Source organism: Qipengyuania sp. NPDC077410, assembly GCF_044543405.1.
Taxonomy (GTDB): domain Bacteria; phylum Pseudomonadota; class Alphaproteobacteria; order Sphingomonadales; family Sphingomonadaceae; genus Qipengyuania; species Qipengyuania pacifica.
On record NZ_JBITWB010000001.1, the window covers coordinates 443,263 to 468,883 of the forward strand.

The following is a 25,621-nucleotide window of genomic DNA, read 5'->3' on the forward strand; positions in this document are numbered from 1 at the left end:
CACCCAAACCTTGCGGCCGAGCTTTGACGGCCCGGGTTTCCGGTTTTTCAGCAATTATCGTGGTCTGCAGACGTCATCGAATACGCACACAAATCTAAGGCTGATGGGGTCCGCCAACTTCATGCGGATGTGCGGTTTGATGCGCGGGAACGAGATCGGCTTCGCAGTCCGTTTCAAAGCACGCTTCGAATGTCGCATGCTCAATTTGAAATTCTTCTTTCAACATCGACCTAGCCCGGCCCTTCACTTTCTCGAATTGCTCAAGTGAAGCGCCTTCAGGGGTTACATGCGTTTCCAGCGCCCGGTGATGCTCGCCGATCGACCAAACATGAACATGATGTACTCCGTCGATCCCATCCAACTTTTCGAGTGCCAAAACGATCCGATCAAACTCCAGCTCGTCGGGAACCGCGCCCATCAAGAGCCGGACTGTCCGCGGCATCAGGGTCACCCCCTGCCAGATGACATAACCGGCGATGATTAGGGTGATGATCAGATCCGCGATGTAGAGATCGTATAGCAGGATCAGCGCGCCAGCAACGATCACACCGACCGACGCGAGAGCATCGGAGACGTTGTGCAGAAAGGCCGCCTTCATGTTGATGCTGTCATGCGAACCGCGATAGACGATGAAGGCAGTCACCAGATCGATGACCAGCGCTATGCCCGCCACGCCTATGACGGTCCATCCCTCGACCGGTTGGGGATCGGCGAACCGGTTGATTGCCTCCACCAACAGGTAGAAGCCGATGATAAGCAGGGTCGTGAGGTTGATGAGTGCGGCGACGACTTCGCCTTGCGCATAACCGAAGGTCATAAGTTTGTCGGCGGGTCGCCGCCCGATTTTGCGCGCGAACCAGGCCAGGCCAAGCGAAGCCGCATCGCTGAAATTGTGCAAGGCGTCGGCTATGAGCGCGAGCGACCCTGAGACGATCCCGCCAATGATTTGGGCAACTGTAAGCAAAACGTTGATCGCCACTGCAAAGATCAGCTGGCGATCGCTGAGATTTTCTTCGCCGTGACTATGTCCGGCGTGACCGTGGGATTGCTCCATTACTCGCGTCCCATTGTGAAGGGTTCAATGCTAAACGCGACTGCCGGTCGCTCTACGGGATGCTCCAAACCCGAATTCGGAAGATCCACCGCGTCTGATAATTCATCAAGCCCGGCGAAAATGAGTGCGAGAAGGGCGAACCCGACGAGAAAAACAAGAAGCGATTTGAAGTGCCCCGCTGTGTGTGCCGCTTGATGAAGAAGCAAAGCTCTTACCGCCGCAGCCAGGAGCAACCCTGCAAGGACGGTGAGGAGCCAAGGCAGCCCGAAACTATCGACACTGTGTACCATCCAGAATGCCAACAGCGCAGAACCGATGAAGGCCAGAGCGAGACCGACCTGTAGCGCGATGCGGTCCATTCGGCTTGAGCTAGCGGCTATGAACCTGGAGCCAATCTGACGACTGACCAAGACATTCGCCATGGCCAACCCTGCCGCGGTGACTATTGCCAAAGTCACGGAAGCGGCTGCTGCAATACCGAGGGTCAAACCATAGCCGATCAGATCGACGATGGAGAAGATCGACGATACAGCAACATTGGACAAATCCTCGTCATGATCATGCTGCTTTCTTTTGCCGTCCGCGAAACGGCCTCTGAGATAGCCGGCTGCCTTGCACAGAAGAACATAGGCTCCTCCACCGAGCAAAAAGAGCACAGGGATGGCCCAGCTGTCGACTGCCGATTGGACGAACGGCGTAACCGCTAGCGCAGCGGTCGCAAACAGAACGCCCGCAGCAGCAGGATACAACAGATCGGACCGGCGCAATCCCGCCCCCACACGTTCGACCCACAACGTCCCTACGACCAAGCCGGTGCTTGCGAATATCGCAAGAAGCAAAACATGCGATCGGCTTTGTGTCTCAAAGATAGTGTCGAAAAGGCTCATTAGCTTTTCAAACCCCGTACCGCCGGAAGTTCGTCTGCGACTTTCTTCCGCGCGACAGGCAAATCTCCATCAAAATCTTTTCGGGGAGATGTCCTCATAAGCAAGGGCTGATCGTCATGATCCTCTTCGCGGTGGCTATGGCCGCTCCGTTCACCCTGATCTCGGTTGTCATTGCTCATCCGGCTCCTCCGGAGACTTGCAAAGGCTTCACCCACAGGAATATTACGGCAATAAAAGCCGCATTGGCTGCCCAGAACGCGAAGATGTGCCATCGACCAAAGCCTCTTTTCTCTTCGTCTCCCAACGAAAGAAAGAGAGCGTATAGCGCGGCCATCAGCACGACGAACGCGAGACTGACCCAGAAGAGTTGAAAATTCTCGATCGGCGTTCCGATGATGGTGAGCGGGATGAAGGCGAGCGTCATGGTCACGACATGGTCGCCGATCACGCTTGTGCTGGCGGAGGTCACCTGACCGGAGCGCGCGACGCTCCAGGTCGTGAACACCTCGGGCAGCGATGCGACGGCGGCAGTGATGAAAAGACCGCCGACGATATTCGGGATGCCGAGTGCGCTCACGATCCTTTCGGTCGAGAATACGGTGAAGTAGGCCCCGACCGCCAGGGCGCCGACGCCCGCTATGGCCATCCATTTCTCCTTTAGACTCCACTCTACCTCCTCTCCCTTCTCTCGGCCCCGAACGAGAGCCTGAAGGAGATAGGCGAGATACGCGATCAGCAGCAGCCATCCATCGATCGGCTGCAACCCGCGCCAAGGGGCGGGAAGCGTCAGTAGAGCGAAGACCGCGAGGATCGCCAGGTAAGGCAGCGCCTGGACGGTAAGAGCCCCCTTATCGACCGCGACGTAATGATCACGACGATGCTTCTTGTGCTCCTTGTCAGCACCTTCAAGGGCCCCTTTACGGGTCGCCAGATAAGCGGTCGTCACGATCACCGGAATCACCAGAACGGTCGAACCCAGCATGGCGCCAAGGCCGATATCGGACACATCACGAGCAGCGCTCGTCACATTGATGCCCATCTCTGGCGAAGCGGCGGCTAGACCTAAAAAGGAGCCCCCCGCCGCGACGGAGAACCCCCATTGCTTGCGTAATTTCTTGAGCGGTGCGGACAGGCGTTCCGCGCCCCAATGAGCGGCCCAGACGGCGGCGAGGAGAACCGCTGCCCAGACCGCGATCACTTGCGCCAGCCCTCGTGCTCTGTGCCCTCTTCCTCATGGATGTCCATATGCGCATCGCGCAGGATCTCGATGCCGCCGTAGATCGCTATGCAGGCCACACCGATCCCGACGACGAGATCGGGCCAATTCGATCCGGTGAAAAACACTACGATACCCGCTATGATAATCCCGCCGTTCGAAACGAAATCATTCAAACTGAACGTGGTGGCTGCACGTAAATTGACATCCTTATTCTGCAAACGTTTCAGCAGGTAAAGGCACCAGAGGTTCACCGCACCGGCAACCAGCGCCATCACCATCATGACGCCGCCGATCGGATCCGAACCCTCCATGAAGCGCCGGATGGCATCGAGAATCACACCGCCTGCGAACACAAGCAGCATGACCCCGGAAAAACGCGCGGCTCCGCGCTTCCAGACCCGGGAGCGGGTGAGCGCAAGCAGGCTCAATGCATAGACAATCGCGTCCGACGAATTGTCGAGCCCATTGGCAATCAGCGCGTTGGAATCGCCGATTACCCCGGTGATGAAAAACCCTATCGCAATCGCCACATTGAGCCAGAAAACGATCCAGAGAGTGCGGCGCTTTTCGGCCGAATCGAGGTTGAGTTCGCCTTCGCCGCTCATGACGCATTCCTTCCGTCTCTCGCCCAGCTTTCGGCGGCAACCCGCTCGACAGGTGTGAAAAACCTCATCTCCGCGCGGAATAGCGGATCGAAAAGCTTGGTGCCCCACTCTTCCCAACTACTATCGCCGACCATCGCGATCCGGCCGAAGCTGTCCTTGTGCTTCGCATCGAATTTCAGGTCGCGCCAGAGACCGCCCATATCCCAGCCAGAAAAGTCGGGAGCAAGTTCGATAAGCATCGGAACCGTCCCAGGAACTCGCGCCGCGACGCGCTCGAAAAACGGAACGAAGCGGTCATAGTCGCTATCGGAAAGCGTTCCGTCCGCCCTGATGAGCAACAGACCGTTATCTTCGATTGCGGTGAGCATGGCGATTTCTCCTCTTGAATGTTCCGCGCGACCGTCGAGCGGCTTTGGCGCGTCCTCTGGACAGCGGTAAAAGATGCGCTCGAAACCTCGATAGTTGCAGGTGAAGGGCCGTCCCGGGCTACAATCTTCGATCGTAAGATGGCGCACTTGCATTGGCCGCGCATGCCGTTCGAAGGGCTTATGGTCATGGTATATGCGATGGCCTCACCCTCATCGCGCCAGATGCCGACAGCGGACAGATCACCGTCCGAAGGTTGCACCTCTGCATAGAAGCCATCGGCGAAAAACACCCACGCCGTGCCCGTATCGCAGCCGGGCGTTCTGCCGAGGCTCCGCGCGCCCGCAATTGAGTCCGATACCGGATCGCTTCGAGACTTGTCAGTCCCGAAGCGATCTGAGGCAGACAAATTGACCTAGCTAACTTCAATTAGCCCTCCCCTTCAAGTAACATCCCGAAGTTCTTTACGTTCCTCAGGCGTGACGTTGCGACGCAGGCGGTCCCACCATCTTTGGCGCCAGCTTCGCTTCTCCTTGCCATCATCGAGTACCAGGCGAGCGATCGCTGGCAAAACGAACAGCGTGAGCGCAGTGGCTGTGATCAGCCCGCCGATAACCACCGTAGCCAAGGGACGTTGCACCTCAGCACCTGTTCCTGTGGCAATCGCCATCGGCACAAAACCCAGCGACGCCACCAACGCGGTCATGAGCACCGGTCGCAGTCGCGCCAGCGCGCCATCGGCAATCGCCTCATCCAGTGACATCCCGCTGTCGAGTCGCTGCCGGATCGCGGTCATCATGACGAGACCGTTGAGCACCGCCACGCCGGAAAGCGCGATAAAGCCGACCGCTGCCGACACCGAGAATGGCAAGCCTCGCAGCGCCAGAGCGAACACCCCGCCAGCCAAGGCCATGGGAATGGCACTGAACACGGCAAGCGCTGGAACCCATCCACCCAAAGCCATGAACAGCAAGAGGAGAACCAGAGCGAAGGCAATCGGGACGACGATGGTGAGCCGCGCCTGCGCTTCCTGCAGGTTCTGATACTGTCCGCCCCATTCGATGAAGGAGGCCGGCGGCATATCGACGCCGGTCGAAACCCTTTCCTGCGCTTCCTCAACAAAGGAGCCGAGATCGCGCTCGCGTACGTTGGCCGAGACGATCACAAGCCTTCGGCCCTGCTCTCGCCGAACCTCGGCAAGGCCATCGACGACCTGAAAATCGGCCAATGTCCGCAAAGGAACGGTGACCCCGTTTTCAAGCACGATCGGGAGCGCGCCGAGCTGGTCGAAATCGTCGCGCGTAGCATCCTCGAGGCGCACGACAACATCGAAACGGCGATCGCCCTCGAACACCAGTCCTGCTGGCCGCCCGCCGAGCGCGATAGCAACCGACTGTGCCACTTCCTCGACGGTCAGACCATAGCGCGCGATGGTCGGGCGATCGAAGGCGATGTCCAGCGTAGGAAAGCCGGTCACCTGCTGCACCTTCACGTCCGCGGCGCCTTCGACACCTCCAAGCACGCCCGCGACCTCGCCCGCAGCTTCGGTGAGCGCAGTGAGGTCATCGCCGTAGAGCTTGACCGCGACATCGCCGCGCACACCGGCGATCAGCTCGTTGAAGCGCAGCTCGATAGGCTGGCTGAACTCGTAGAGATTGCCGATGAGGCCTCCGAGCGCGCTTTCCATTTCACCAACAAGCTCATCTTTCGGCAAATCGGGATCGGGCCATTCGTCGCGAGGCTTCAGGATGACATAAGCGTCCGAAGCATTGGGGGGCATTGGATCGCTGGCGACTTCGGCCGTGCCCGTCCGTGAGAACACAAGATCAACTTGGGGAAACTCTTCGAGCCGGTCTTCGACCCGCCGCTGCATCGCCAGCGAGCGTTCGAGCGATGTCGAGGGGATGCGCAAGGATTGCACCGCGATGTCGCGTTCATCGAGCTGCGGGGTGAACTCGCTGCCCAGAAAGCCGAACACAAAAACCGCTACTGTGAAGAGACCAACCCCGGCACCAATCATCGGCCAGGGCCGCGCAATGACCTTGCGCACGGCGGGACCGTAGCGCTCTTTGGCCCAGCGAATGGGCTTCACCTCCTTTTCGGTCAGCTTCTTGTTGAGCAGGACCGCAATCATCGCTGGCACGAAGGTCAATGAAAGAACGAAGGCCGAAGCCAGCGCGAGCATCATCGTGATCGCCATGGGCGAGAACGTCTTGCCCTCGACCCCGGTAAAGGTCAGCAGCGGCGCGAAGACGAGGAAGATAATCGCCTGACCGTAGACGGTCGGTTTGATCATTTCCTGCGCTGCGAGACGCGTTTCGGTCAGCCGCTCACCCAAGGTAAGCAAGCGTCCTTCGCGATGTTGCCGGGCCGCAAGCCGGGCGACGCTGTTCTCGACAATGATGACCGCACCATCGACGATCAGCCCGAAGTCGAGCGCGCCCAGGCTCATCAGATTACCTGAGACACCAAGCCGGTTCATCCCCACCGCTGCCATCAGCATCGAAACGGGAATGACCAGTGCGGTGATTATGGCGGCGCGGATATTGCCGAGCAAGAGGAACAGGACGGCGATCACGAGCAATGCGCCTTCGAGCAGGTTCTTTTCGACGGTGGAGATCGTCGCATCGACTAGTGAGGAACGATTGTAGACAATCTCAGCGACAACTCCGTCCGGAAGCGATGCGCGGACCTCTTCAAGTCTCTCGGCAGCACCAGCCGCAACGGTCCGGCTGTTCTCGCCCGCGCGCATCAGCACGGTTCCCACCACCGCCTCTTCACCGTTCAGTGAAGCAGCACCGGTTCGCAGGTCGCCGCCGATCTCCACATCGGCCACATCGCCGATGCGGATGGGCACGCCCTCGCGGGTCGCAATGACGGCTTCTTCGATGTCGGCAATGCTGCCCAGCCTCGCGTCCACGCGGACAAGCAGGGCTTCGTCGGCACGATCGACGAAATTGGCGCCTGCCGCCAGATTGGCGGCTTCTAGAGCATCGATGAGTGAGTCGAATGACAGGCCATAGCCGGTGAGACGTGCCGGATCGGGCTGAACAAGGAATTGCTTTTCGAACCCGCCAATCGAATCCACGCCGGCCACGCCGTCGATCGAGCGCATCAACGGCGCGACCACCCAATCCTGCACAGTGCGCAGATAGGCCGCCTTAGCCACCTCACTCTCGAGGCGGTCGCCGCGTTCGGTGATGAAGCTGCCATCGGACTGCCAGCCTGTGCGGCCACCAGTGGTCGCACCCTTGCCACCGGGATGCTCATACTCGATCGTATACATCAGCACTTCGCCAAGGCCGGTGGAGATCGGCCCCATGGTAGGCTCCGCTCCTTCGGGCAATGAAGCGCCAATCGGCGCGAGCCGTTCGTTCACCTGCTGCCGGGCGAAGTAGAGGTCGGTGCCCTCCTCGAAAATCGCGGTGACCTGGCTGAAGCCGTTGCGCGAAATCGATCGTGTCATCTCCAGGCCTTCGATCCCGGCAAGTCCGGTTTCGATGGGGAAGGTCACCTGCGTCTCGACCTGCGAAGGTGAGAGCGCGGCAGCGCTGGTGTTGATCTGGACCTGCGTGTTGGTGATGTCGGGAACCGCGTCGATCGGCAGGCGCACCAGATTGAACGCTCCGTAGATCGCTGCGAACACGGTCAGGACGATGATCGCCCAGCGGAAACGAACGGCGACATCGAGGATGACTCCGATCGGGCCGTGACGGTGGCTACCTTCGTCCGAAGACATGGGAGAAGATGCCGTGGTTTGATCAATGGCCATGTTCTGCGCCCTCCTTTTCGAGCTCGGACTTCAACAGGAAGGCATTGGCAGTCGCGATCCGCTGACCGGGCTCGAGCCCGGAGAGGATCGTCACCATTCCGGCAGACCGGCTGCCGATCTCGACCTCCCGAGCCTGAAATCCGCGTCGTGTCCGCACGAAGACAACATCGCGTCCTTCGAGCACCTGCACAGCATCTTCGGGTACCGCGATACGGCTCTGGTCCAATTCGCCCGAGGGGCGAATACGCGCCTGAAGGAACGATCCGGGCTGCAGACCGGGAACGGCGCGCGTCAAGGTAAGAACCGCTGTCGCGCTACGGCTCTCGGCATCGAGCGAAGGCGTTACCGACCGGACGCGAGCGCCGATCTCCCTTCCATCGCCGAGGATCAACGCAGCCTCGTCGCCAGGCTGGATGCGTGAAGCATCTTCGGAAGGCAGCGCAACCTCGATCTGCAAGCCGCTGGGATTGACCACGCTGTAAAGCTCCTCCCCGGCGTCGACGAACGAGCCGAGCACGATTGGAGCGGCGGTCACACGGCCCGAAAGCGGACTGGTGACAGCGAGCGAGCGTCCATCGCCGCTCACGCCTGCCGCGGCGACGGCCGCCTGCGACCGGTTCAGTTCGGAACGGGCAACGTCAAGATTGGCGCGCGCCGCTTCGAGATCCTGGCGTGCGGTCACGTTGGCTTCGAATAGCCGGCGCTCCCGTTCATAGGCCGCCGAAAGCTCGGTTACGCGGGCGCGGGCGGCACTAAGCTGGGAAGCGAGTGCAGCCGCATCGGCGCTTTCGATCCGAGCGACGGTCTCGCCCTGCCGGACATAATCGCCAAGCGTCTTGCCAACGCTGCGCACGACACCGGAAGCCCGTGCATCGATGCGTGCGCTGGCGGTCGGACTTGCCGCAACCGTTGCAGGAAATACGAGTTCGACAGCGGCACCCGTTTGCACCGCTGCGACCTCGATCTCGGCGGTGCGGATCTGCTCTTGCTCGATTAGCACGAGCCCCTCGGGCAGTTCTGTCTCTGCGACCTCTTCGTCCGCGTGGGTGTCGACCTGGCTGTCAGGCCAGAACATCAGCATCAAGGCCGAAACAAGTATGACAATTCCGGCGATGATCGCCAGTCTTTTGCGGTTCATTTTGGTATTCCTCATTGTGCGGCCAGCCTGATCAGTTCGGCGGCAGCTTGTCCCCGGTCTTCTTGCGCAGCAATCAACGCCTCGCGAATGGCATCGCGCGCTTCGGCTGCGCTCAACACTTCGATCAACGGAAAACGGCCATTGCGATAACCGATGCGGACGAGCCGAAGAGCCTCCTCGGCCTGGGGGAGTGATGTCGTGGAAAGCGTCTCGACGCGCGCTTCGGCAGCAAGATATTGCGATCGTGCGCGCGTCACGGCTTGCTCGAAATCGGCCAACGCTACAGCCTCGCGAGCATTGGCGGCGCGCAGCCTTGCTTCGGCTGCAGCGATATTGCCCTGATTACGATTCAAGAAGGGAAGCGGGATCGAGACACCGAGAAGAAAGGCACTGTCATTGCTTTCCTCGAAGCGTCGAACACCGGCGGAAACGACGGGATCGGGAATGCGCAGGCTGCGCTCACGATCGATCTCGGCGGCGGCGGCGGTGCTTTCCGCACGCGCCACTCGCAATTGCAGACCGCTTGCTGTCGCCATTACAGCACCGGGCGGTTCGATCCCGGGGAACCTGCTCGGAACAAGCGGCGGCGCCCCCTGATCGCCCCATAGCGAGGCGAGGGCCGTTCGGGCTGCAAGACTTGTCGCTTCGGCGGCCTGAAGTTCGGCTTGCGCTTCCGCCAAGGCCGCTTCGGCCCGAAGAGCACGGAGCGGGGGCTCGCGCCCGACTTCTACGAGGAGACCGGCAATGCGGGCGAGCTCTTCGTTTCGCTCAACCACATCGAGGGCCAGTTCGACGCGCGAGGCTGCTGCAGCCGCTGCTACGTAGCGTTCACGGACAAGAAATCCGAGTTCGGCCCCCGCAAGGTCAGCCCGCAGATCCGCCAGCTGTGCCTGCGCCCGGGCAGCCTCGACGCGTGTGCCGCGTTTACCTCCAAGTTCGAGCCGCTGTCCGACAGCAAGCGTATATTCGGTGGCGCTTAGCCCGGAGAAGGCCCCACTCCCGGCGATGTTCTCGACCTCGAGCGATATTTCAGGGTTGGGCCGCAACCGCGCCTGTCCGACAAGAGCCTGCGCCGCCTCGGCTTCCGCTCGAGGGCCGACGATGCGCGGGTTTAACTCGGTGTTAGCGGGTTCGGCAACCACGCCTGTCCGGCCCAACGCCTCGTCGAGCGTCAGAAGCTCCCGCTCCTGCGCTGCCACAGGCGTGACAATTGCGGCGAGGGTTAGCCCTGCTATTAGGGCCCCTCGCCATTTGATGGCTGGCATTTTTCAAAACTCTCTCTGCTGACAAATCGAAATGCGCTGCGTCAAGCAGCGCAGTGACGGTCGTCAGGCGCGAGGAGGGCGTTTGGGTAAATTGCTCGCATCGCCGAATAATTCTTCGGCCATATGCGACCCAACCGTGATGTTAAGCCGGTCGGGCATGTCGTTTAAAAGCTTCGATTTCAGTGCTGCGGCGACGTGATGGCAATGCCCGTGGGCGCATTCCTGCTGCTCCGGGCTTTCGTTTTGCGGGCTCTCGTCCGCATCAATGTCGAACATCTGGACCGAATAGGCTATTTCTGACAGCTCGTCCGCACATTGCGCTGCTTCGACCGCCGGAGACGCCATCAGCGCTGCGACCGCCAAAAGGGCGGCGACAATCCTGACGGGAATCAAGGCGTTCAGATCGAACATCCTGTGGCCCCTAACAAGGTGAAACGAAAGTTGAAACAAAAATCTTCTCGGTTGCTGTAATGTGATATTGTCACGAAGCGTCCGGACAATGAATATTGTTCGAGTAGTTTCTTTTTCGACCAAATTCCATGGAATGAATGCAGCGTTCTTATAAGGCGAAAGCTGATTAATATTCAAATTACCCAAGTTCCGTCATAATCAGCCATCCAATCCTAGATCACGACATCAGAATCTGGATTATCACGATGATAACGCTTCCAGCGACTGGAGGTGCAAGCACTTTTTTGCTGTCTGGGTTCGGTGTCCATAGTCCCATTATAGCTTTCGCGTCAGCGACCCGCGGAAGAGGCGGCTGGGTTTCGAGAAAGCGTTTCGATGATTTTGCATTCGGAAACCTCGCCGCCCGTGCAGGCCGCGACCACACTTCTCAGTTCGGAACGAAGCGCTTGTAGCCGACTGATGCGCTCGTCCACGGCTCGAAGGTGCCGCAAAGCGATGTCACCCGCCTCGTCACAGCTCTGATCCGGTCTCGCCTTCACGCTTAAAAGCGAGCGTGTTTCATCGATCGAAAACCCCAATTTTCGAGCATGCCGAATAAAGGAAAGGCGCTCGACGTCCTGCTCTTTGTAGGTTCGCTGCCCCGCTGCCGTACGCGCGGCTTCGGGCATCAGTCCGATATCCTCATAAAACCTTATCGTATTGACCTTGGTGCCCGTCGCCTTCGAAAGACCTCCGATAAGCATGAACTCACTCCTCCAGCTCCGAAACCGCGAACCATTCGCAATTTTGGCTTGCTCCTACAGTTGCTAGAGGTGTTACCTAATGCCTCATGTCGAATAACGAAACATCGGATTGCGGCTGCACAGGCGATACGCAAAGAGCAGGCGCAGACCCCGCCTATCGCCGCGCCCTTTGGATCGTCGTATTGCTCAATCTGGGCTTTGGCGTTTTCGAGGCCTTCGGCGGGTTTCTGGCGGACAGCCAAGCGCTCAAGGCCGACGCTCTCGACTTCATCGGCGATGGATCGATCACGCTCATCGGCATCCTTGCTCTTGCGTGGACTGCCCGCACGCGCGCCCGGGTCGCGCTGGCACAGGGCCTGTTTCTGGGCGTACTAGGCCTCGGAGTGATCGGTCTGGCGGTCTGGCGATCGCTTAACGCGGTCGCGCCGGAAGCCGGCTTGATGGGCGGGATCGCCGTCGCAGCCTTGATAGTCAACATCGCGGCGGCGCTTGTGCTGATGCGGTTTCGCGAAGGCGACGCACATGTATCCGCGATCTGGCTGTTCAGCCGCAATGACGCGATCGCCAATGTCGGAGTGATCATCGCTGCTGCCCTGGTCGCCTGGACCGGGCAAGCTTGGCCCGATCTGCTGGTCGCAGCGGTGATCGCCCTGATCTTCCTGCATTCGGCTTACCTCATTGTAAAACGCGCGACCGAAGAACTTCGCGCGCAACATGCTCCGGCTCTCGGAAAGGCCGCCTCCAAATGACGCTACGTGCTTTTGCGGTCCAATTGATCGCTTTCTTGTCGATCGCAGTCGCAATGCCCGCTTCTGCAGGCACGCATGACGCGGTTCAGACGACCTGGCGCCTGCTCGATTACATCGCCGTGGATTACACCGAAGCCGTTAGCGGCGGTGAAGTCACGAACGAGCTGGAGTATGCCGAAATGCAGGAATTTTCTGCCTCGGTAGCCGAACGCATGGCTGCCCTGCCCGCAAACGCGCACCGTGCCCAGCTGGTTGCGGAGGCAGAGGCTCTCGTCGAGTCAATCTCGACGAAGGTGGAGCCTGCTGTCGTCGCACGAGACGCGCGCAGATTGGCAAGCGAGCTGATCGCGGCGTTTCCCGTTCCGCTTGCTCCCGAGGCGGCACCCGACCTCGCGCGAGGTGCCGCGCTGTACGCCCAGAACTGCGCAAGCTGTCATGGCGTGAGCGGAGGAGGCGACGGCCCCGCGGCAGAGGGACTCGATCCCCCGCCAATCGCGTTCGACGACGTCGTCCGTGCCCGCGAGCGAAGCGCTTTCGCGCTCTACCAGGTCATTGGACAGGGTCTGGAGGGAACGGCCATGCCGGGCTTTTCCGATCTCGGGGCGGAAGATCGCTGGAGCCTGGCCTACTATTCAGGGTCGATCGCATTTGAGGATGTGGAGCGCGGCAGACGGATCTGGAACGACGATCCGGAAATCCGGGCGCGTATTCCTGACCTCGCCGCTCTATCCGGCCTTACGCCGGCAACCCTTGGCGAGGCGATCAGCACCGAGCGTGCCGATGCCGTTATGGCCTATTTGCGGGCTCATCCCGAAGCCATGGCGAGCGATACGACCGGCTCACTCGCTTTGGCACGCAAACGCTTGCAGCAAAGTCTTGCCGCTTACGAAGCGGGTAATGAGGCCGAAGCGCGCGAACTCGCACTCTCGGCCTATCTGGATGGCTTCGAACCATTGGAAGCCGTTTTAAGCACGCGCGATGCAGACCTGCTCGCATCTGTCGAAACCGGCATGGCGGAGCTTCGAGCGGCAATAGGTCGCGGGGATCCGCTGGCCGCCGTCGCCCAAAGGGTGAATGCGCTCGACGTTCTTTTCTACCGCGCCGAGACGGTCCTCGCCCCGGACAATGCCAGTGAGGCGTCGGCATTCGCAGGAGCCTTTGCGATCCTGTTGCGCGAAGGGCTCGAGGCATTGCTGATCGTGATCGCGATGATCGCGTTCCTGCGCAAGGCCGAGAGAACGGAAGTTCTGCCCTTCGTCCATGGCGGATGGCTGTCGGCCCTTGTCGCCGGTGGCCTGACTTGGGTGGCAGCGACTTACCTGATCGGCATAAGTGGGGCAGGTCGTGAACTCGTAGAGGGGTTCGGATCGCTTTTTGCCGCTCTCATACTGTTGTCGGTCGGCATATGGATGCACGGCAAATCGCAGGCCGGCGAATGGCAACGCTATATCCAGAAAACCATGCAGCACGCTCTCTCGCGCAGGTCCGCATGGTTTCTGTTTGGGCTGGCGTTTCTCGTGGTTTACCGGGAGGTCTTCGAGACGATCCTGTTCTTCGCAGCGCTCTGGACGCAAGGCCATACCGGCGCGATTTTCGCCGGCTCCGCGTCCGCAGTCGTGTTACTGGCGCTGATTGCCTGGGTGATGCTGCGCTACAGCCGCCGACTGCCGATCGGAACCTTCTTCGCGTATAGTTCGGTCCTCATCGGCGTTCTCGCCGTTGTTCTGGCCGGGAAGGGTATCTCGGGCCTCCAGGAAGCCGGATTGATGCGCATCACCCCGCTCCCGGGGCTGCCCCGTTTACCAATCCTTGGTGTGGCACCGGCGCTCGAGCCGGTGGTCGCGCAAATTCTCACGCTCGCCCTCATTGCGCTGGGATATTGGCGCAACAAAAGAAAGGGCACGCAAGTTCGGACACTGCATGCCGAAACCGGTTGATTGCGCCCCGGGCGCAGGGAAGCGATATGATCGATAGACATTCTATCTTTGGCGCTGCGGTGCTTGGCGCTGGTGCTTGGGGAACAGCGGTGTACGGCGGACGTGACCTGTTAACAGGCAGGAGTGCGACGCTCGCTTCGGTAACCGAGCGCTGCCAATTTCACATTCCTACACTTTGTTCATACGAACGAGAAAGCGGCGAGCGGGTTTTTGATCTCAATCTGCGCCACGGTGTCTCGCAATACTTCGAAGACATCGGGAAGCCGACGATACGGTTCTGATGAATGCAAGCCGCACTTTTTCTGAATCGGCGATCAATCGATCGAACCGGGATGCAGCTGGACTGTGCGATTCGAGGGGCAGCTCCTTGTTCTATCCCGCAACGACCGGCGCCTGAAGTCTCGGAACAGGGGTTAGATGGAACGGTTGTCCTATATTTAGGCAAGGCCTTGCGGCTTCTTTTGCGGTTCGAGGACTACACCGACTTGAATATGCCTTGCATGTACCGCTGACACACCTTCGAACAAGGAGACGCCGGAATGAGGCGGTAATTCACCGGCACATCCTGAATAAGACGCAGAGCAAAGACTTTTCACACCAACGCGAGAACTATTCCATGAAAGCATCCGATCTCCTTGTCGCCGCGTTGGAAGCCGAAGGCGTCGAATATATCTTTGCGGTGCCTGGCGAAGAAAACCTCGATCTCCTGGAGTCGCTGCGCACCTCGTCGATCCGTCTGATCGTTACCCGGCACGAGCAAGGGGCGGGTTTCATGGCGGCTACCTACGGTCGCCTTACCGGTAAAGCCGGCGTATGCCTTGCCACGCTGGGACCAGGGGCGACAAACCTCACGACGCCCGCAGCTTATGCCGCTCTGGGCGCTTTCCCGCTGGTCATGATAACCGGCCAAAAACCCATCAAGGTCTCGAAGCAGGCGCAGTTCCAGATCGTCGATGTTGTCTCGCTTTTCACTCCCTTGTGCAAGATGGCGAAGCAGATCGTGAATGGGGAGCGCATTCCTTCGCTCGTGCGCGAAGGTTTCAGGAGAGCTCAGGAAGAGCGACCCGGTGCAGTTCTGCTGGAGCTGCCCGAAGACATTGCCGAGGAAGAAACCTCCGAACCTGTCGTGGCGCCCCACCCCCGACAATATGCGGTGGCCGGAGATGCCGCGCTAGACGAAGCCGCCGAGCGTATTCTGGCCGCCGATCGCCCGCTGCTACTGGTTGGTGCCGGGGCCAACCGACGTAGCGCTTGTAAGGCGCTCCGAAAGTTCGTCGACGACACCCAATTTCCGTTTTTCAATACGCAAATGGGCAAGGGAGTGCTTGATGAGGCAAGCCCCCTGTATCTTGGAACGGCGGCTCTATCATCGGATGACTATGTTCATTGCGCCATCGATCGCGCAGACCTGATCGTCAATATCGGCCATGACGTGGTCGAGAAACCGCCCTTTTTCATGGAGCCTGACGGACGCACTGTTATCCATATAAATTACAAGGCCGCAGAGGTCGACCAGGTCTATTTCCCGCAGCTGGAAGTCATCGGCGATATTGCCGGATCTGTCGAGCGACTGGGAAACCGGCTGCGCGGCAAACACCCTAGTGACCCGGCAGCCTACGCCAAAGTCCATGAGGACATCGCGGCGCACATCCGCCAAGGCAGCGACGATGGCCGCTTTCCGATGGTGCCCCAGCGCATCGTTGCAGATGTACGGGCGGTCATGGGCCGCGACGACATCGTCGCACTCGACAACGGCATCTACAAGATCTGGTTCGCCCGCAACTATATCGCGCATGAGCCGAACACGATTCTGCTCGACAACGCGCTGGCGACGATGGGAGCGGGTCTCCCCTCGGCGATGATGGCAGCGATGCTGTCGCCCGAGCGCCGCGTGCTCGCCGTATGCGGCGATGGCGGGTTCATGATGAATTCGCAGGAGGTGGAAACCGCGGTCAGGCTCGGCCTCAACCTCGTCGTACTCATCCTCAATGATTCCGCTTACGGTATGATCCGGTGGAAGCAGGAAGAACTTGGCTTTCCCGATTACGGTCTGAGCTTCGCCAACCCCGACTTCGTTACCTATGCGAAGAGTTATGGTGCGACGGGCCACCGGATCGAAAGCAGCGAAGCACTGGTACCGACCTTGAATGAAGGGTTTGAAAGCGGCGGCGTTCACCTTGTCGACTTGCCGGTGGATTACTCCGAGAACCGCAAGGTTCTGATCGATGAACTCAAGGCGATGGAGTGTCCCCAATGACGTGGCAGGTCCTCAATCCCTACGACCAGGAATGCATTGGCAGCGTTGAGCTGGTCGACTGGCCGCAAGTCGATCGTTGGCTCGACGAGGCGCGCGCGCTGCACGAAGACCGACAAGCGCGGCTCCCCGCGCATGAACGCATCGCCATCCTGCAGCGCGCCATCGGGCTGATGCGCGAGCGCGCGGAGACACTGGCAATGCAGATTGCGCTCGAGGGCGGTAAACCCATCGTCGACGCGCGCGTGGAAACCAGTCGCGCCATTCAGAGCGTCGAATTGTGCATACACGAATTGTTCGCCAGCGGCGGGCGCGAAATCCCGATGGACCTGACGCAGGCGGGGGCAGGACGCAAAGCCTATACCTTCCGTGAGCCGATTGGGCCGGTCGTGGCGATCTCCGCTTTCAATCATCCTCTGAACCTGATCGCCCATCAGGTGGGACCGGCAGTCGCAAGCGGATGCCCTGTTCTGGTGAAACCGGCCAAGGACACGCCCCTTTCCTGCAAGAGCTTCGTCGAAATCCTTTATGAAGCCGGACTCGATGAACGCTGGTGCCGCTTTGTGCCATGTTCGAACGATGTCGCCGAACAAATGGTCATCGATTCGCGGACGGCATTTTTCTCCTTCATCGGTTCGGCCAGAGTTGGCTGGATGCTCCGCTCCAAACTGGCGCCGGGCACCCGCCTGGCACTGGAACACGGTGGCGCGGCTCCAGTCCTCGTCGATGAGGGCGTCGCAAGCGGCAAGGTAATTCCTCCTCTCCTGAAAGGCGGCTTTTATCATTCTGGACAAGTCTGCGTCTCGGTGCAGCGCGTGTTCGTTCCGCGCGCCGAACTGCCGGACTTCGCTGCCGAGCTCGCTGAGGGAGCAGAAGCGCTGACTGTGGGCGATCCGACCAAAGCGGAAACCCAATGCGGTCCGCTCATTCGTCCTGCCGAAGTCGACCGCGTCGCATCCTGGGTCGATGCAGCCGTTCAGGGCGGCGCCAGGCTCGCCGCAGGGGGTAAGCGCATGGGTTCCACCCTTTACCAGCCCACGGTCCTTGTCGATCCGCCGTGCGACGCCGATGTATCGCGCAAGGAAGTGTTTGGCCCTGTGGTCTGCATTTACGGATACGACGACGTCGATGCTGCGATCGGCCAAGCGAACGCGCTTCCCTACGCCTTTCAGGCGGCTGTGTTTACCGACCGAATGTCCTGGGCCGATTACTGCGTCGAAACGCTGGCCGCGTCAGCCGTAATGGTCAACGATCATACCGCATTTCGCGTCGACTGGATGCCGTTCGCAGGACGTCGTCAGTCGGGTCTCGGAACAGGCGGTATAGGTTATACGATGGTCGATATGAGCGAAGAAAAGATGGTGGTCGTGAATGCACCATCCAGCGTCCGATGACCTTGAGCGCGGCGAAACGGCTTGCGCCCGTTTTGATTCTGGTTAGCTTCGGCCTCGACCAATTGTCGAAAACCTGGGCGCATTCTTTGGTTGGTTCGGGTAACGTGATCGCAGTGTTCCCGGGCTTCAATCTAGTCGCCATCGCCAATAGCGGCGTGGCTTTCGGACTGGCCGGTGGAGCAGCCCCCGTGATCCTTATCGCGATCGGCGTTCTGCTTTCGGGCATGCTCGGGATTTGGCTGATGAGAACCCGATCCCCCATCCATGCGCTCGGCTTGAGCTTGGCGATTGGCGGAGCGCTCGGCAACGTTGCAGACAGGCTGATGTTTGGCGCCGTCAGGGACTTTATCGATTTGTACTGGGACAATTTTCATTGGCCATCATTCAATCTGGCCGACGTCGCGATCGTAGCGGGACTGGGGCTTTTGATCCTGGTGGGCGAAGACCAGCCTGAAACCAGCGCGAATACGAGCTGATTAAGACCGGACGCAATGAGAAAAGACGAACGCTTCCGCATAGCGCGGAAGGTCGCCACACCAGCACGCTGGCGATGCCGTCTATCGCGTCTGAACGCCGCTTGGTCGCGATCTCGGTTGCACCTACAGCAACTGTAGCACCCATCTGTACGTGTAGCTGCGTTGCTTTAGCGCTCACCACAGGAGATTTTCAATGACACTTCAACTTGGCGACACCGCACCCGATTTCGAGGCCGACACAACCGATGGCACGCTCAAATTCCATGAATGGATGGGTGACGACTGGGCGGTGCTGTTCTCGCACCCTGCGGATTTCACTCCTGTTTGCACGACGGAACTTGGTGAGGTTGCCCGCCTCAAGCCTGAATTCGACAAACGCGGCGTCAAAGTGATCGGTCTCAGCGTCGATCCGCTCGAAGATCATCGAGCTTGGGCGGGCGACATTGCCGAAACCCAGGGTCATGCTCTCAACTTTCCGCTGGTCGCGGACCCGGATCGTGAAATCGCTGATCTCTATGGAATGATCCATCCGCAGGCTGATGATTCATTCACCGTCCGCTCGGTGTTCATCATCGGTCCCGATAAGAAAGTGAAACTTACGCTCACTTATCCCGCGAGCACGGGACGAAATTTCGAAGAGATCTTGCGGATTATCGATTCGCTGCAACTGACGGCGGACCACAGCGTGGCCACACCTGTGAACTGGCAGCAGGGCGAGGACGTCATCATCGTGCCTTCGCTCAGCGATGAAGAAGCGCGTGAGAAATTCCCCAAAGGCTGGGAGACGGTAAAACCTTATCTGCGCGTCACACCGCAGCCGCAGGATTGATCGCAGCATAAGGGGCAATGCGAGACTTATCGGCGGGAGCATAATCAAAAGCGCGCCGGTTGGTGCCTGGCTCGGCACCGATATGCCAAATCGAGAGGACGGTATTGGTCTATGAAACGTTCCATAAAACAGAGCGAAGAACTCATACCGCAAGGGCCCTTCGACAGCACACTCCATTTCCTGAGGCGGCCCTATAACTTCGTAAACACGGTCTGCTCGCGAACCGGTGGCAATATGTTCGAAACCCGCCTGTTGCTCCGGCGGACTGTGTGCCTGCGCGGCGAAGCTGCGGCCGAGATGTTCTACGATAAAGCGCGAATGTCGCGCGACGGCGCGATGCCGGAACCGGTTCGGGCGACTTTGACTGGCAAGGGCGGAGTCCAGGGTCTGGATGGCGAGCGGCATCTGCGGCGCAAGGAAATGTTCGTGTCGTTGCTGACGCAAGAGCGTGTCGAGGCTCTGGGAGAGAAATTCGAGAAAATGTGGTTGGCCCAGCTCCCGGCATGGACCCGGGAATCGCAGGTAATCTTCTACGAAGCGCTGCATCCCATATTGGCCGAAGCAGTGTGCGACTGGGCCGGTGTGCCACTACCGGCTGAAGAGCGCATCAAGCGAACTCGCGACCTTGTTCTACTCTTCGACCGCGCGGCCGCGCTCGGCTTGGGCCATTTTCGGGCCCGGCGCGCTCGCAGCCGTTCCGAAGCGTGGCTTGCTCGCGTCATCAAGGATGCGCGTGACCGCCGTCTGGTCCCACCCGCTGAATCGGCGCTGGCTGTGATTGCTGCGCACCGGGATGAGGATGGTGCGCTGCTAAGTCCCAGGATCGCTGCCGTCGAACTGCTGAACGTTCTGCGCCCAACCGTCGCTACGTCTGTCTATATCACTCTCCTGGCGCATGCTCTCCATTCATTTCCCGATGTGGCTCCGACCCCTGCATCCGATCGCTCTGAGTTAGGCCGTTTCGTGCAGGAAGTGCGCCGGTTCTATCCGTTCTTCCCTGCGGTCGCTGCCAGGAGCCGAAAGGACTTTCGCTGGCGAAATGTCCGTTTTCCCGCCGGCCGACGTTTCCTGCTCGACTTACACGCAACCAACACTGATCCTCATCTCTGGAACGAGCCGGAAATCGTCAATCCGGATCGCTTTCGCAAGGAAGACTTTTCCGCGTTCGCATTAATCCCTCAGGGCGGCGGCGATGTCTCGAAAAATCATCGCTGCCCCGGTGAGACAGTCGTGCTCGAAGTGATGGAGCGCTCGTTGCGAATGCTTCTTTGCGAAATGGAATATCGGCTTCCCGCGCAGGATCTGCGCATCGATCGTTCCCGGATGCCGGCGCTGCCAGGCAGCAAGATCATTCTCGAGGATATCCGGCGCAGTGAGCGGTCTTTGAAAGAGACTTGAGGAGAGCCGGGAACGCGTTGAGATCTCTCAGAAAGGAACGTCCGATTGCACAGCAGCTAAGACGAAATCGCTCTTTGAGAAGCACCGACGCCTCATGGGAGGGCAACATGATGCTCGGATTTGGCTGGGCACTTCTCGACGCCCAAACAGGAGAGAACCGTCCGCACAGTCATCTGGCACACCAGATCAGTCTTTCGCTGGTCGACTCTTGCAGCATTAACGCTGACCGAGATCTTCGCTTGTCGCCCGGTGAAGCTGTTCTCATCCCTGCCACCACGGTTCACCGCTTGACGCCATCCGGTGCCATCCTGCGAAATCTGTATGTCGATCCGTTTTTCATGGGAACCCGTGACCTCAACAAGAGTGTTGGACTGGAACGGCTTTCGACCGCTGAAGCGAATGCATTGGCTCTGGTTGGATCTGGGAACGAGGCACGCAAATGGATGGAAGGCTTTTTGAACCGGAAGGGTTCGAGCCAAATCGACCCGCGCCTCCGCTCTACGCTGCAACGGATCGAACCCGGGGCGACACCTTCGGAATTGGCCAAAGCCGTCGGTGTTTCGACCACGCGGATGCGGGAAATTGCGATTCGAGATTTTGGAGTGCCGACGACCAAGCTCCTGCAATGGTTGCAAGTTCAGCGTGCCATCGAAGGTTTCCACCAGTCTCATAGTCTAGCTGCCGCCGCGGCCGCAGGTGGGTTTTCCGATCAAGCGCATTTTACCCGTCGTTTGGTCGAATGGTTCGGCGTGACGCCATCACAGGGTCTCGCAAAAATCGAGATTACCATCGTGCGTTAAGACACCAGCGAAACGTTCAATACCGGGGCCCTAAGGGAGCGTAGACGGAACCATCGTTTGATGGAGGCTGCAATGGCCGTTTTTCGTTATCTCTATGGCCCGCTCTATTTTTTCGGCTTTGTCGGGGGCGCTACGGCGATCGTGTCCTCGGGTAGTTCGCCGGCCTGGTTGTTCGTTCTGATCATCGCCGCGATTGGGTCCTCGCTCGCCGCCGAGCGTATCGCGCCTTTCGAAAACCAGTGGAACTCGAGCCATGGCGATGGCCGTAGAGACATTTTGCATGCCCTCGTGAATGAAGGATCTCTTGTGGCTATGGTGCTGCTTCTTCCGCTCATCACAAGCCTTGTCCCTTGGGAATCAGCCTGGCCAAAGACGCTGCCCTTATGGGCCGATGTAGCAATGGCTATTGTACTCCTCGACGTGGGGATTACCCTTGCCCATTTCGCCAGTCACAGGGTTTCGTTTCTCTGGCGTTTTCACGCCGTGCATCATTCGGTACGCCGCATGTACGGCTTCAACGGGCTACTGAAGCATCCAGTCCACCAGTTCATCGAGGTTACCGCCGGTGCGTTGCCCTGGCTTCTTCTGGGAATCCCTCTCGATGTCGCCGCCGTGGCTTCCTTTGCGGTGCTGATACAGCTCCAGTTACAGCACTCGAACGTCGACATGCGGGTCGGGCCGTTGGCATATATCTGGGCCGTCGCTCCAGTCCATCGGCACCACCACCTCGCATCCGAAACGGACGGCGACGTCAATTTCGGTCTCTTCTTGACGCTCTGGGATGTTCTGCTTGGTACAGCGCGCTTTGGGTCGAGCCAGCATATCAGAGCGGGGGCGATTGGCCTCGCTGGCATCGAAGATTATCCGGATGCCTATCTAGCACAGTTGGCCGAACCATTTAGAAAGCAGGCACAGTCTCTGCCGGAGCTCGGCCCACAAAGCGAGAGACAGGCATGACCGATCAACATGCAGTCTATACGCCGCCAGCCGGTTATCCTATTCTCACGCCACTCTACGATATCGGGGTCCGACTTTCGACCCGCGAAAAAAGGTGGCGTAGAGACCTTGTGGACCTGATTGAGCCCAAGTGTAACGAGGTCCTGCTCGACATTGGGGCGGGTACCGGCAGCCTGGCGCCACTACTGGCCACGAAAAACCCAGCCACGACGTACTTCGGGATCGATCCAGACGAAGATGCGATCCAGATCGCACGAAAGAAAGCGGGGCGAGCTGGAATAGATGCTGAATTCAAACATGGATTATTCTCGGTGGCCACTGTTGCCAAATGGCCAGCGCCGAACATCGCCACACTCTGCCTCGTTCTCCATCAAGTGCCTTATGAAGAGAAGCTCCGCTTGCTGTGCGACATAAACGAAGCACTTAAGCCAGGTGGACGCCTGTTCATAGCAGACTACGGCGAGCAGCAATCACGCCTCATGCGTGTCCTGTTCAGAGCAACGATACAGCAGCTCGACGGTGTTTCAGACACGCAGCCAAACGCGGACGGCGCGCTTGTACCGCTTATGGAACAAGCTGGATTTCTCAGCATCACAGAATGCAAGAGGTATCAAACCATCACTGGCTTGATATCGATCTACGGAGCGACCAAGGCTTCTGCGGATGAATGAGAAGATTGCTCATTTTCTCGCTTGGTTTGGAGTGGCCGGTACATGGATTTGCTGACAGAGAGTTTCACCTCTCGCGAGGATTTGTCCCAAGAGGTCCACGACGGTCAACTACGCTGACCCGGCGTGATTTTGCCTCAATCACGAGTCGCTCAAGTACGCCATTGCCGGGAAAGGCGATGACATAGCGCGGGTCCATTTTGAGCATCTGCTCGTTGCGCTTGAAGCCGGCACGGGCTCCGAGCCTCCTATCGAGGTTGAATACCAGTTGCTGGACATTGTGGCGTTCGGCCCAGGAGGCTGCCAGCCGGTCAACACCTTTGCTGTCGCCGCCGTGCAGGATAAACATATCCGGAACCCGGTCGCGCACCTTGTCGAGCGTAGCCCATACGTTCGAAGCGAAGGCCTTGGCCTCGTCGGCGCTGGCAAAGGAGGATCGCCCACCGGCGAATATAACTGCAGTGCCCTCAGGACTATGGGCATCCCGGCGCCGCTCAGCCCTCGCGCGCAGGAAATCGCGGGCCTCAACAACCGCAGAGGTCACTTTGCGCGAATGGTTCGAACGCGAACCGCCAAATGGCTTCCATGACGAACCGGTTTCATCGAGATAAAGCGATGCGGCAACTTCGCGCATCTGTTCAAATGCCATCATGCTTGCCTCGGCTGCCTGAGCGCGTTCGATCTGCTCTTCGAGATTGCTTGAATGGACTTCGGATCCGTCAGCTGCGGCGAGGAGCGCCCGGACTTCATCGCTCGCCCGGTCGAGCTGCGTAGACTTACGGCTGGCAGCACGGTGAAACAGATTGACGAAGCCCCAAGCCACGTCTTCGGCATCCGCTTCGAGCGATGTTCCCGAGAACATGACAAACATGTCGGACCAAACGGCAGCGAGCGTCTGCTCGACTGCTTCTTCACTTGGAAAATCGGACGGATCGAAAGGTGCAGGCTTGATGGTTAGACCTGCAAGGTCGAGCCCGGCGAGTTGTTGGGTAAAACTATCGTACATGATTAAGCCTCCTGATGTGCTCAGGCGGCAAAGCTTACGAAACCGGAATGTCTCGCTCCTTGTCCGCCGGAGCCCGATCAGGGCCGGTTTAAGGGGGTTGGCGCACCGCGAAGCGGGAAACCTGCAAGGCAAGGCTGGCGCGGGCCACACGGGCCGCAGCCTTGCAGGTTGCGCCAGACCACGGCCGGTCCAGGGCCTCTCCCGGCGGACAGGCACGAGGCATGACGTAGTTCCTTTGCCAACATCATCAGCGGGGCCTGCACGAACAACTAGTTTTCGGCTGCCTGCCGATCTCGTGGCCTTTGCGGTGAGACATGGATCCGCTCGAATACGCCTTCGCCATTGGAGAAGCGCCCGATCTGACGAATCTCCCCGAACATCTGCAAGAAGTTGCCGGACACTTGGCCAAGCCATCGCTGAGCTCGGCCAGTTCTGGGTCGGTCATAATCGGCTTCCCAGTAGAAGCTGTCATTCCGTTCGACGAGCCAGATGGCTGCGAGACCGCAATAAGTGGAAATGCCGCAATCGGCATAGGCATTCCGGAGCAGTATCCGATCTTCGCGTCCACGCCAGCCAGCATAAGGCAACAGTGAGGGGAAGGCTTGGCGCGCAGTGCTGACAACATCTTCGACCAGGCATTCATATTGCCAGTCGAGGTCGCCCCTCGCTCCGCTCTCGATCAGGCGGAAAGCGACGATGGCCCCTTGCGGGTAGCTGACAGAGCGTCCCATGATGTGCTCCCCTCACGCAACTTCGGCGAGATCATCGCCGAATGCAGAGTCGCTGCGTTCGTCATGGCCGCCAAGACGGAGTAACAGCGATGATGCTTCCTCAGCCTTAGCCGCTGCCATCAGCATGGCCCTGTCGTCCGATTTCAAGAGCTTCAGCCAGTGCGATATGTAGCTGGCATGATTGTCGAGGTGAGTAACGGGAAGTCCCAGTTCAGCGCCCAGGATCGCCGAAGAAAGCTCGGCTACGAGTTCTTCAGCGGCATAGGCTTTGCTACCGAACCGGTTTTTGAGATCGCGATCCAGCCGGGATGAATGCCCGGTCCAGTGCGACAGCTCATGGGCAAGCGTCGCATAGTAATGGTCAAATCCCTCGAACAGCGTGGCAGGCGGCATGGTGATGCGGTCGCGGACCGGCTCGTAATAGGCTTCGCTACCCTTGTGCCGCAGCTGCGCATCGATCTGCGCAAAGAATGCATCGAGCTTATGCTGTCGCCCGGCGGGTTCTACCGGCTCCATGAGCGGTGCTGGTCTGTACATGGCCGGAAGGTCATCGCACTGGTCAGCATTGAAGATTGCGTAGGATTTGAGAACGCGGCGTGTCTCTGTCTTTTCGCCGCCGTCGGACGCTTCCACCTCCTTGTCGTAGGTCTTGTAGAAGATGGCGATGCTCGACTTCTCGCCTTTTCGCACCTGTCCGCCGAGTTTTGCGCACTGGCGGTAGGTCATCCAGTAAGGCGAAGCGAAGCCTGACGCCTCGGCCATCATCCACAGCCAGAAGGTATTCATGCCCCGGTAGGGCGTGCCGCAGCTGCGCAGAGGGCGGGACGTTGGAACTCCGCGCCAGGGTTTGACCCAGGGCTTGGTGCCCTGTTCAAGCTTTTCGATGATGGTGGCCGTAATCCGAACTGCCGGAGACTGGGCCGGTGAACGGGAGGCTAACGAGCGTTTGAACTTGCGCATGA

At 59.3% G+C, this 25,621-nt stretch carries 24 protein-coding genes; 11 read left to right on the plus strand and 13 right to left on the minus strand.

Going from position 1 to position 25,621, the window contains the following annotated elements; translation table 11 throughout:
* Positions 1 to 94: 94 nt before the first annotated feature.
* From ACIGGE_RS02220 to ACIGGE_RS02265, 10 genes are all read right to left on the minus strand, one after another.
* Positions 95 to 1,054, minus strand: coding sequence for a cation diffusion facilitator family transporter (locus ACIGGE_RS02220; RefSeq protein ID WP_050600437.1), 960 nt, complete (start codon positions 1,052 to 1,054; stop codon positions 95 to 97).
* Positions 1,054 to 1,710 (minus strand): hypothetical protein, encoded by a 657-nt coding sequence (locus ACIGGE_RS02225; RefSeq protein ID WP_397489305.1) that lies wholly within the window; start codon positions 1,708 to 1,710, stop codon positions 1,054 to 1,056. The genes ACIGGE_RS02220 and ACIGGE_RS02225 overlap by 1 nt, the downstream gene beginning before the upstream one ends.
* 406 nt (positions 1,711 to 2,116) lie before the next feature.
* On the minus strand, positions 2,117 to 3,139 hold the full coding sequence (locus ACIGGE_RS02230) for a sodium:calcium antiporter (RefSeq protein ID WP_050600439.1): 1,023 nt from the start codon (positions 3,137 to 3,139) through the stop codon (positions 2,117 to 2,119).
* Positions 3,136 to 3,765 (minus strand): cation diffusion facilitator family transporter, encoded by a 630-nt coding sequence (locus ACIGGE_RS02235; protein ID WP_050600440.1) that lies wholly within the window; start codon positions 3,763 to 3,765, stop codon positions 3,136 to 3,138. Before ACIGGE_RS02235 ends, ACIGGE_RS02230 begins: the two co-directional genes overlap by 4 nt.
* The gene (locus ACIGGE_RS02240) at positions 3,762 to 4,133 is read right to left on the minus strand and encodes an STAS/SEC14 domain-containing protein (protein ID WP_050600441.1); all 372 of its coding nucleotides are present in this window, start codon (positions 4,131 to 4,133) and stop codon (positions 3,762 to 3,764) included. The genes ACIGGE_RS02235 and ACIGGE_RS02240 overlap by 4 nt, the downstream gene beginning before the upstream one ends.
* A gap of 440 nt (positions 4,134 to 4,573) precedes the next feature.
* Positions 4,574 to 7,870: an efflux RND transporter permease subunit gene (locus ACIGGE_RS02245; RefSeq protein ID WP_050600442.1), complete on the minus strand. Its 3,297-nt coding sequence runs from the start codon at positions 7,868 to 7,870 to the stop codon at positions 4,574 to 4,576.
* A 22-nt stretch (positions 7,871 to 7,892) separates the two neighbouring features.
* Entirely contained in the window at positions 7,893 to 9,041 is a 1,149-nt protein-coding gene (locus ACIGGE_RS02250) for an efflux RND transporter periplasmic adaptor subunit (protein WP_050600443.1), read from the minus strand.
* Between the two features lie 11 nt (positions 9,042 to 9,052).
* Positions 9,053 to 10,306, minus strand: coding sequence for a TolC family protein (locus ACIGGE_RS02255; protein WP_050600444.1), 1,254 nt, complete (start codon positions 10,304 to 10,306; stop codon positions 9,053 to 9,055).
* A 63-nt stretch (positions 10,307 to 10,369) separates the two neighbouring features.
* Positions 10,370 to 10,717: a hypothetical protein gene (locus tag ACIGGE_RS02260; protein ID WP_050600445.1), complete on the minus strand. Its 348-nt coding sequence runs from the start codon at positions 10,715 to 10,717 to the stop codon at positions 10,370 to 10,372.
* A gap of 329 nt (positions 10,718 to 11,046) precedes the next feature.
* Positions 11,047 to 11,460: a helix-turn-helix domain-containing protein gene (locus tag ACIGGE_RS02265; protein ID WP_050600446.1), complete on the minus strand. Its 414-nt coding sequence runs from the start codon at positions 11,458 to 11,460 to the stop codon at positions 11,047 to 11,049.
* Positions 11,461 to 11,546: 86 nt separating this feature from the next.
* Between ACIGGE_RS02265 and ACIGGE_RS02270 the strand changes: the two genes are divergently transcribed.
* The 11 genes from ACIGGE_RS02270 (at position 11,547) to ACIGGE_RS02320 (ending at position 22,925) form a co-directional block, all read left to right on the plus strand.
* Positions 11,547 to 12,209, plus strand: a complete 663-nt coding sequence (locus tag ACIGGE_RS02270; RefSeq protein ID WP_397489306.1) for a cation transporter — start codon at positions 11,547 to 11,549, stop codon at positions 12,207 to 12,209.
* A complete protein-coding gene (locus tag ACIGGE_RS02275) occupies positions 12,206 to 14,146 on the plus strand; it encodes an FTR1 family protein (protein WP_397489307.1) in 1,941 nt (646 codons plus the stop codon). The genes ACIGGE_RS02270 and ACIGGE_RS02275 overlap by 4 nt, the downstream gene beginning before the upstream one ends.
* A 26-nt stretch (positions 14,147 to 14,172) precedes the next feature.
* Positions 14,173 to 14,427, plus strand: a complete 255-nt coding sequence (locus tag ACIGGE_RS02280; protein ID WP_397489308.1) for a hypothetical protein — start codon at positions 14,173 to 14,175, stop codon at positions 14,425 to 14,427.
* A gap of 335 nt (positions 14,428 to 14,762) precedes the next feature.
* Positions 14,763 to 16,403, plus strand: a complete 1,641-nt coding sequence (locus ACIGGE_RS02285) for an acetolactate synthase large subunit (protein WP_397489310.1) — start codon at positions 14,763 to 14,765, stop codon at positions 16,401 to 16,403.
* Positions 16,400 to 17,794 (plus strand): aldehyde dehydrogenase family protein, encoded by a 1,395-nt coding sequence (locus ACIGGE_RS02290; RefSeq protein ID WP_397489311.1) that lies wholly within the window; start codon positions 16,400 to 16,402, stop codon positions 17,792 to 17,794. The genes ACIGGE_RS02285 and ACIGGE_RS02290 overlap by 4 nt, the downstream gene beginning before the upstream one ends.
* Before the next feature lie 32 nt (positions 17,795 to 17,826).
* A complete protein-coding gene (lspA, locus tag ACIGGE_RS02295) occupies positions 17,827 to 18,270 on the plus strand; it encodes a signal peptidase II (RefSeq protein ID WP_160728995.1) in 444 nt (147 codons plus the stop codon).
* A 193-nt stretch (positions 18,271 to 18,463) separates the two neighbouring features.
* Complete coding sequence (locus ACIGGE_RS02300) at positions 18,464 to 19,099, plus strand: peroxiredoxin (RefSeq protein ID WP_063506149.1); 636 nt, start codon at positions 18,464 to 18,466, stop codon at positions 19,097 to 19,099.
* A gap of 111 nt (positions 19,100 to 19,210) precedes the next feature.
* The gene (locus ACIGGE_RS02305; protein ID WP_397489312.1) at positions 19,211 to 20,497 is read left to right on the plus strand and encodes a cytochrome P450; all 1,287 of its coding nucleotides are present in this window, start codon (positions 19,211 to 19,213) and stop codon (positions 20,495 to 20,497) included.
* A 107-nt stretch (positions 20,498 to 20,604) separates the two neighbouring features.
* Entirely contained in the window at positions 20,605 to 21,297 is a 693-nt protein-coding gene (locus ACIGGE_RS02310) for an AraC family transcriptional regulator (RefSeq protein ID WP_082835443.1), read from the plus strand.
* Positions 21,298 to 21,369: 72 nt separating this feature from the next.
* A complete protein-coding gene (locus ACIGGE_RS02315; RefSeq protein ID WP_067468557.1) occupies positions 21,370 to 22,254 on the plus strand; it encodes a sterol desaturase family protein in 885 nt (294 codons plus the stop codon).
* Positions 22,251 to 22,925 (plus strand): class I SAM-dependent methyltransferase, encoded by a 675-nt coding sequence (locus ACIGGE_RS02320; RefSeq protein ID WP_063511937.1) that lies wholly within the window; start codon positions 22,251 to 22,253, stop codon positions 22,923 to 22,925. The genes ACIGGE_RS02315 and ACIGGE_RS02320 overlap by 4 nt, the downstream gene beginning before the upstream one ends.
* Before the next feature lie 64 nt (positions 22,926 to 22,989).
* On the opposite strand, the gene ACIGGE_RS02325 is transcribed toward ACIGGE_RS02320, so the two are convergent.
* The 3 genes from ACIGGE_RS02325 to ACIGGE_RS02335 form a co-directional block, all read right to left on the minus strand.
* Positions 22,990 to 23,928 (minus strand): DUF2493 domain-containing protein, encoded by a 939-nt coding sequence (locus ACIGGE_RS02325; protein ID WP_397489313.1) that lies wholly within the window; start codon positions 23,926 to 23,928, stop codon positions 22,990 to 22,992.
* A 269-nt stretch (positions 23,929 to 24,197) separates the two neighbouring features.
* Positions 24,198 to 24,659 carry a hypothetical protein gene (locus ACIGGE_RS02330; protein ID WP_063506145.1) on the minus strand — a complete coding sequence of 154 codons (462 nt, stop codon included), beginning with the start codon at positions 24,657 to 24,659 and terminating at the stop codon, positions 24,198 to 24,200.
* 12 nt (positions 24,660 to 24,671) lie between these two features.
* Positions 24,672 to 25,619 (minus strand): ArdC family protein, encoded by a 948-nt coding sequence (locus tag ACIGGE_RS02335; RefSeq protein WP_397489314.1) that lies wholly within the window; start codon positions 25,617 to 25,619, stop codon positions 24,672 to 24,674.
* Positions 25,620 to 25,621: the final 2 nt, after the last annotated feature.